The 1,346-nt window shown below is 35.6% G+C and carries 2 protein-coding genes; both read right to left on the bottom strand.

What is annotated here, in order from left to right:
- Nucleotides 1-8: 8 nt before the first annotated feature.
- Entirely contained in the window at nt 9-833 is an 825-nt protein-coding gene (locus V7659_RS21455; RefSeq protein WP_335542106.1) for a hypothetical protein, read from the bottom strand.
- A 70-nt stretch (nt 834-903) separates the two neighbouring features.
- Nucleotides 904-1,338: a DoxX family protein gene (locus V7659_RS21450; RefSeq protein ID WP_335542105.1), complete on the bottom strand. Its 435-nt coding sequence runs from the start codon at nt 1,336-1,338 to the stop codon at nt 904-906.
- Nucleotides 1,339-1,346 lie beyond the last annotated feature (8 nt).

The raw sequence follows: 1,346 nt of genomic DNA, 5'->3' as shown, positions 1-1,346 counted from the left end.
CTAACGCATTAAGTATTAAATAATGTTCCATTTAGTGCTTCAATGTACCTTTTCGCTGACCTATTAACGACCAAATCGGCTTCATCTTTAATTATGCGATGAAATGCGTCGTATAATCTATTAAATGTAAATTTATTTACCCTATCCGCGATTCTTTCAACTGTTACACTGGGCAGGGGAATGAAGTTAGGATAACTATACATAAAACTCACCCATTTACAATCAGCTGCCACGCGTATAATATCTCCACTCAATAAAATTCCATTTTGACTGCTTCCATTTTTCCACTCTAAAACAGTACCGCCTTTATAATGTCCTCCGATTCTATGAAGGATAAGGCCTTCCTGCAATTCTTTCGATTCTCCAGACCAAAAAATGATTTTCTCGCTGGGTCTTGTCACCCATTCTTTATCATCTTCGTGAATATAAATTGGTGCATCGAATGCTTCAGCCCATTCTACTTGACTAGAGTAATAATGGGGATGTGATAAAGCAATAGCATCAATTCCGCCTAATTTGTTAATATGTGAAATGGTTGATGGATCAATATATGTAATACAATCCCACAATAAGTTGTAATGTCTATCTTTTACAAGATAAGCTGACTGTCCAATTCCAAAACTTGGATTCGTCTTTATGCTATGTAATCCTTCTTCTTGGAGCTCAATGATATTACTATATGTACCGACCTCTATCAGCTTTTCTAATGTGGTCCACACCTGTCCTTTGGAACTAACAAATTGTCTTTCTTCCTCGCAAATCAAACATTGTTTTGGTGCTTCGATTGAACTTGAATACTGAACTCCACAAGTTTCACATATATATTTTTTCAAAAACACCTCTCCTTTACTTTTTCACTACTCACTTCTAATAACGTAGTTTTATAAAAAACTGTTTAAAACCTTATCCAGCCATAATAACAGCTGTCAAAAATATGATTTGTAAGATAGTTCGAAGAAATATTGGAGTAGTAGGCTTTCCGGCAATTGTAATACCTTTTCTTGAAGCAAAGATATTAGCTGGAAACATAATAATAAGTAGCAATGCCAAACCAATTGAAGAAATATTTGAAGTAAACGGAATCAGTAAACCTATAGCACCAATAATCTCAAGTATCCCCGTAATTGTCACCATGAGCCCTGGTTTTGGCACATTCGGAGGTACCATTTTGATAAGATCAGGACGTCTCTTTCCCCAATGAGCTGTCGCCGTAAATAAGAACATCAGAGCAACAGCACTCCGTAAAGAATTTTCCCACCCGTCAAAATAAGATATTCCTATAACACCTATAATGCGCAAAATAAAAAATGATACGATAAGGATGATAAATGGAGCCATTTATATTT

This window comes from Neobacillus drentensis (assembly GCF_036966985.1).
In the GTDB taxonomy this organism is placed as follows: domain Bacteria; phylum Bacillota; class Bacilli; order Bacillales; family Cytobacillaceae; genus Neobacillus; species Neobacillus drentensis_E.
The sequence above is the reverse complement of the archived record's forward strand: the minus strand, read 5'-3'. Positions and strand labels throughout refer to the sequence as shown.

Excerpts from the sequence above, each read along its gene's own strand:
- V7659_RS21450 (WP_335542105.1), bottom strand. The coding sequence starts at position 1,338 with ATGGCTCCATTTATCATCCTTATCGTATCATTTTTTATTTTGCGCATT.